Source organism: Clavibacter lycopersici (assembly GCF_003576405.1).
Classification (GTDB): Bacteria; Actinomycetota; Actinomycetes; order Actinomycetales; family Microbacteriaceae; genus Clavibacter; species Clavibacter lycopersici.
Genome location: NZ_QWGT01000226.1, coordinates 1 through 4,454, shown reverse-complemented (window position 1 = coordinate 4,454; position 4,454 = coordinate 1). Strand labels below are relative to the sequence as shown.

The following is a 4,454-nucleotide window of genomic DNA, read 5'->3' as shown; positions in this document are numbered from 1 at the left end:
GGTCGACGGCGCCCCGACCGACCTCGCGGGCGCGGCGTCCGAGATCGCGACCGAGCCGGACCTCGCGGGCCTCGCCGCGGCCGCGTGCTCGGAGGCCACCGCGGATGCGTGGCTCGTGGGCGGCGCCACGACGACCGGCCGCACGACCTTCGTCGTGCTCGACAACCCGTCCGGCGTCTCCTCCACGGTCGACCTCGCCATCACGGGCGAGGAGGGGGCCGTCAGCGCCCCCGGTGCCAGCGGCATCTCGGTGCCCGCAGGCAGCCGCCGCGTGCTCAGCCTCGCCGGCCTCGCCCCCGACCTGTCGTCCCCGGCCGTGCACGTGCAGAGCCGCGGCGGCCAGGTCGTCGCGCGGCTCGAGCAGAGCACGGTGCGCGGGCTGCTCGCGGGAGGCGTCGACTGGATCAGCCCGGCCGCGGCTCCCGCCACCGCGCTCACCATGACGGGCCTCCGCATCGATTCCTCGTCCGCGCCCGTCGCGCCCGTCGAGGGCGAGGAGGCACCCGCCGACGGCGAGGGCGGATCCGCGCCCGGCGCGGGATCCGACCCCGGCACCGACCCCGACCGCGAGACGGCCGTGCGGATCGTGGTCCCCGGATCCGACGACGCCGACGTCAGCGTGAGCGTCGCCCCCGAGGACGGCACCGACGGCACGGGCACCACCTTCACGGTGCAGGCCGACGCGGGCCGCACCACCGACGTCCCCGTCTCCGACCTGCCCGACGGCCGCTACTCGGTCACGGTGCAGAGCTCGGTCCCCGTCACAGGGGCCGTGCGCAGCGTGTCCGGCGCGGCGGAGAGCGGTGCGACCGACTTCGCCTGGCTGCCGTCGGCTGAGGCGCTCACGCGCGACGCGCTCGTCTCGGTGCCCGCGGGCCCGGCGCCGCTGCTGCACCTGCGGAACGGCGGGGACGCGACCGCGGGCGTCACGGCGCGACCGACCGACGGATCCGCGCCCGTGAGGCTCGACGTGCCCGCGGGATCCGCGGCCTCCGTCGCCGTGACGGCGGGGACCACCTACCTGCTCGAGGGTGCGACGGGCCTCACGGCGACCGTCACGCTCGCCGAGCCCGGGCGATCCGCCGCGCTGCCCATCGTGCCGGTGCTGCCGGCCGCGGACCCGCTGCGCGTCCACCCCTGACGGCCGCCCGACCCGCGACGCGCGGTCGTCGCGCCTCTTCGCGGATCGCTGACGCCCGTTCGGGATCCGCCGCTAGTGCGGGTCGTACCTGTCGGGGGCGAGCTCCCACGGGTCCTTGCCGAGCAGCTCGGCGACCGCGCGGTACACGCAGCCCTCCACGAGCGCGCGCTGGTGGTACTCGTCGTCCTCGTGCAGGTGCGCGAGGCGCTCGATGGGGAGCCGGTAGAAGATGACGCGGCGCTCGTCGGCGAGGACGCTCCAGCGGTCGATGCCGTCCCGCTCGCTGTTCTCGGCGGGCAGCGCGGCGACCTCGAACGAGACGCGGTCGAGCTCGTCGGGCCAGAGGCCGCGGAGGTACTCGGCGGCGGATGCGATGGTCTGGTCGAAGACGTCGGCGCGCGTGCGCAGCACCGGCAGCTCCGGCCCGGTGACGGGGGAGCGGAGGCCGCGGCCGTGCCGATCCCGCCAGGAGCCCCGGATGGAGACGTGGCCTCCCCGGCGGCGCGATCGTGGCATGGCCCCATCGTACGGCCACGGGGTCGGCGGTAGTGTGGGCCCGACATGACGAACAGGCCCTGCTCCCGCGTCGGCTGCACCGGCGGCGCCACGACCACCCTCACCTACGTCTACGCGGACTCCATGGCCGTCCTCGGTCCCCTCAGCCACGACTCCGAGCCGCACAGCTACGACCTGTGCGACCGCCACGCGGCCCGGCTCTCGGCTCCGCAGGGCTGGCAGATCGTCCGGCACGGGGTCCTCGGTGAGGTAGGTTCCTGAGCATGACGACGACTGCCGCCGAGACGCTGACCGCCATCGTGAAGACCTATGACGTGCGAGGTCTCGTCGGGAGCCAGCTCACCGAGGAGCTGGTCACGGCCCTCGGCGCGGGCTTCGTCGACGAGCTGGGCGCCGCCGGCAGCGAGATCGTCGTCGGCCACGACATGCGCGACTCCTCCCCGTCCTTCGCGCAGGCCTTCGCCCAGGGCGCGACGGCCCGCGGCGCGGACGTGCTGCTCATCGGCCTCTGCTCCACGGACGAGACCTACTTCGCGTCCGGATCCCTCGACGCCCCCGCGGTCATGTTCACCGCGAGCCACAACCCGGCCACCTACAACGGCCTCAAGTTCTCCCGCGCGGGCGCCCAGGGCATCAGCCTCGACACCGGCCTCGCCGCCATCCGCGACCGCGCCATCGGCTTCCTCGCCGACGGCATCGCCGCGGTCGAGCCCGCCGGCCAGGTGCGCGAGCGCGACGTGCTCGCCGACTACGCGGGCTACCTCCGCCAGCTCGTCGACCTCTCCGGCATCCGCCCGCTGCGCGTCGTCGTCGACGCCGGCAACGGCATGGGCGGCATGACCGTGCCCGCCGTGCTCGGCACCGCGGCCGGCCTCCCCGAGCTGCCCATCGAGATCATCCCGCTGTACTTCGAGCTCGACGGCACCTTCCCGAACCACGAGGCGAACCCGCTGGAGCCCGCCAACCTGGTCGACCTGCAGAAGGCGGTCGTCGAGCACGGCGCCGACCTCGGCCTCGCCTTCGACGGCGACGCGGACCGCTGCTTCGTGGTGGACGAGAAGGGCCAGGCCGTCACGCCCAGCGCCGTCGCCGCCATCGTCGCGCTCCGCGAGATCTCCCGCGTGAAGGCGCAGACGCCTGGCGACGAGGTCACCGTGCTGCACAACCTCATCACCTCGCGCATCGTGCCCGAGACGATCGAGGCGGCGGGGGCCACGGCGGTCCGCACGCGCGTCGGCCACTCGCTCATCAAGGACCAGATGGCCGCCACCGGTGCGGTCTTCGGCGGCGAGCACTCCGCGCACTACTACTTCCGCGACTTCTGGGGCGCCGACAACGGCATGCTCGCCGCGATGCACCTGCTCGCCGAGTTCGGTCAGACGGACGGCCTCATGTCCGACCTCTCGGCGCGCTACACGCCGTACGCGCTGTCGGGCGAGATCAACAGCACGGTCGACGACGTGCCCGCCGCCTACGAGCGCATCGTCGAGGCCTTCCGCGGTCGCGGCGAGTTCGACGAGCTCGACGGCCTCACGGTCGACGGCCCGGTCGGCGACGACGGCGCGTTCTGGTGGTTCAGCGTCCGCCCGTCGAACACCGAGCCGCTGCTGCGCCTGAACGTCGAGGCGTCCACGGAGGAGAGGATGGCCGCCCTCCGCGACGAGCTCCTGGGGCTGATCCGCGGGGCCTGATCCTCCGCCCGCACGACCGACGACGCCGCGTCCCTCCTCGAGGGGCGCGGCGTCGTCGTGTCCCGGGCGGGCGTGGGGCGGATACCCCCTGGGGGTTCCCATCCATACCCCTAGGGGGTACCATCGAGGGGAACGGGAGGTGGCCGCCATGGTCGGGTACAGCGAGGGCAAGGACGACATCCTCAAGCGGCTGCGTCGCGCGGAGGGCCAGGTGCGCGGCATCGAGCGCATGGTCGAGTCCGACACGTACTGCATCGACGTGCTCACGCAGGTCTCGGCCGTCACGCGCGCCATGGAGACCGTCGCCCTCAAGCTGCTCGACGACCACCTCGCGCACTGCCTCGCGGAGGCCGCCCGCGAGGGCGGCCAGGTCGCGGACGACAAGGTGCGCGAGGCCTCCGCGGCCATCGCTCGGCTCGTCCGCTCCTGATCCACCGGCACCCATCGACATCGCACGACACGAAGGAGACCCCATGACCACCACGACCTTCCCCGTCACCGGAATGACCTGCGCGCACTGCGTCGCGAGCGTCACCGAGGAGGTCGGCGAGCTGCCGGGCGTCGCGTCCGTGGCCGTCGACCTCGTCGTCGGCGGCGCGTCCACCGTGACCGTCGAGAGCGACGAGCCGCTCGACCCCGCCGCCGTGCGCGCCGCGGTCGACGAGGCCGGGTACGTCGCGGGGCTCTGACATGTCCGACCCCGCATCCGGATCCGCTCCTGCAGCCGATGCCGCCGCGTCCGCGCCCGAGGAGGGCGCCGTGCTGACGCGCGTGGACCTCGACGTGCAGGGCATGACGTGCGCGTCGTGCGCGATGCGCATCGAGCGGAAGCTCGGGCGGATGCCCGGGGTCGAGGCCGCCGTCAACTACGCCACGCACCGGGCGCGCGTGCAGCTGCCCGCGGGCACGAGCGTCGAGGACGCCATCCGCACCATCGAGCGGACGGGGTACCGCGCGTCCGAGCGCGCCGGGTGGGGCAGCGCGCCGGCCGGCGACGCGGCCTCCGTCCCTGTCGTCGCCGCTCCCGCCTCTCCCGCCGCTCCCGCCGCTCCCGCGGTGGAGCGCGAGCCCGACGAGGCCGAGGATCCCGCGCCCGCGGATCGCGC

General features: G+C 74.4%; 7 protein-coding genes. 6 read left to right on the top strand and 1 reads right to left on the bottom strand.

The window, feature by feature from the left end; all coding sequences use genetic code 11:
• On the top strand, positions 1-1,141 hold a 1,141-nt coding region (locus DZG00_RS12665; protein WP_119455685.1), incomplete at its 5' end, for a DUF5719 family protein.
• A gap of 72 nt (positions 1,142-1,213) precedes the next feature.
• Here the strand turns inward: DZG00_RS12665 and DZG00_RS12660 are convergent.
• The gene (locus DZG00_RS12660; protein WP_086520751.1) at positions 1,214-1,657 is read right to left on the bottom strand and encodes a metallopeptidase family protein; all 444 of its coding nucleotides are present in this window, start codon (positions 1,655-1,657) and stop codon (positions 1,214-1,216) included.
• Positions 1,658-1,702: 45 nt separating this feature from the next.
• On the opposite strand from DZG00_RS12660, the gene DZG00_RS12655 reads away from it, so the two are divergent.
• The 5 genes from DZG00_RS12655 to DZG00_RS12635 all read left to right on the top strand — a co-directional run.
• Entirely contained in the window at positions 1,703-1,918 is a 216-nt protein-coding gene (locus tag DZG00_RS12655; protein ID WP_012037719.1) for a DUF3499 family protein, read from the top strand.
• A gap of 2 nt (positions 1,919-1,920) precedes the next feature.
• Entirely contained in the window at positions 1,921-3,348 is a 1,428-nt protein-coding gene (locus DZG00_RS12650) for a phosphomannomutase/phosphoglucomutase (RefSeq protein WP_119382347.1), read from the top strand.
• Positions 3,349-3,496: 148 nt separating this feature from the next.
• Positions 3,497-3,778 carry a metal-sensitive transcriptional regulator gene (locus DZG00_RS12645; protein WP_015489737.1) on the top strand — a complete coding sequence of 94 codons (282 nt, stop codon included), beginning with the start codon at positions 3,497-3,499 and terminating at the stop codon, positions 3,776-3,778.
• 43 nt (positions 3,779-3,821) lie between these two features.
• Entirely contained in the window at positions 3,822-4,037 is a 216-nt protein-coding gene (locus DZG00_RS12640; RefSeq protein ID WP_119382348.1) for a heavy-metal-associated domain-containing protein, read from the top strand.
• Position 4,038: 1 nt separating this feature from the next.
• On the top strand, positions 4,039-4,454 hold a 416-nt coding region (locus DZG00_RS12635; protein ID WP_147359995.1), incomplete at its 3' end, for a heavy-metal-associated domain-containing protein.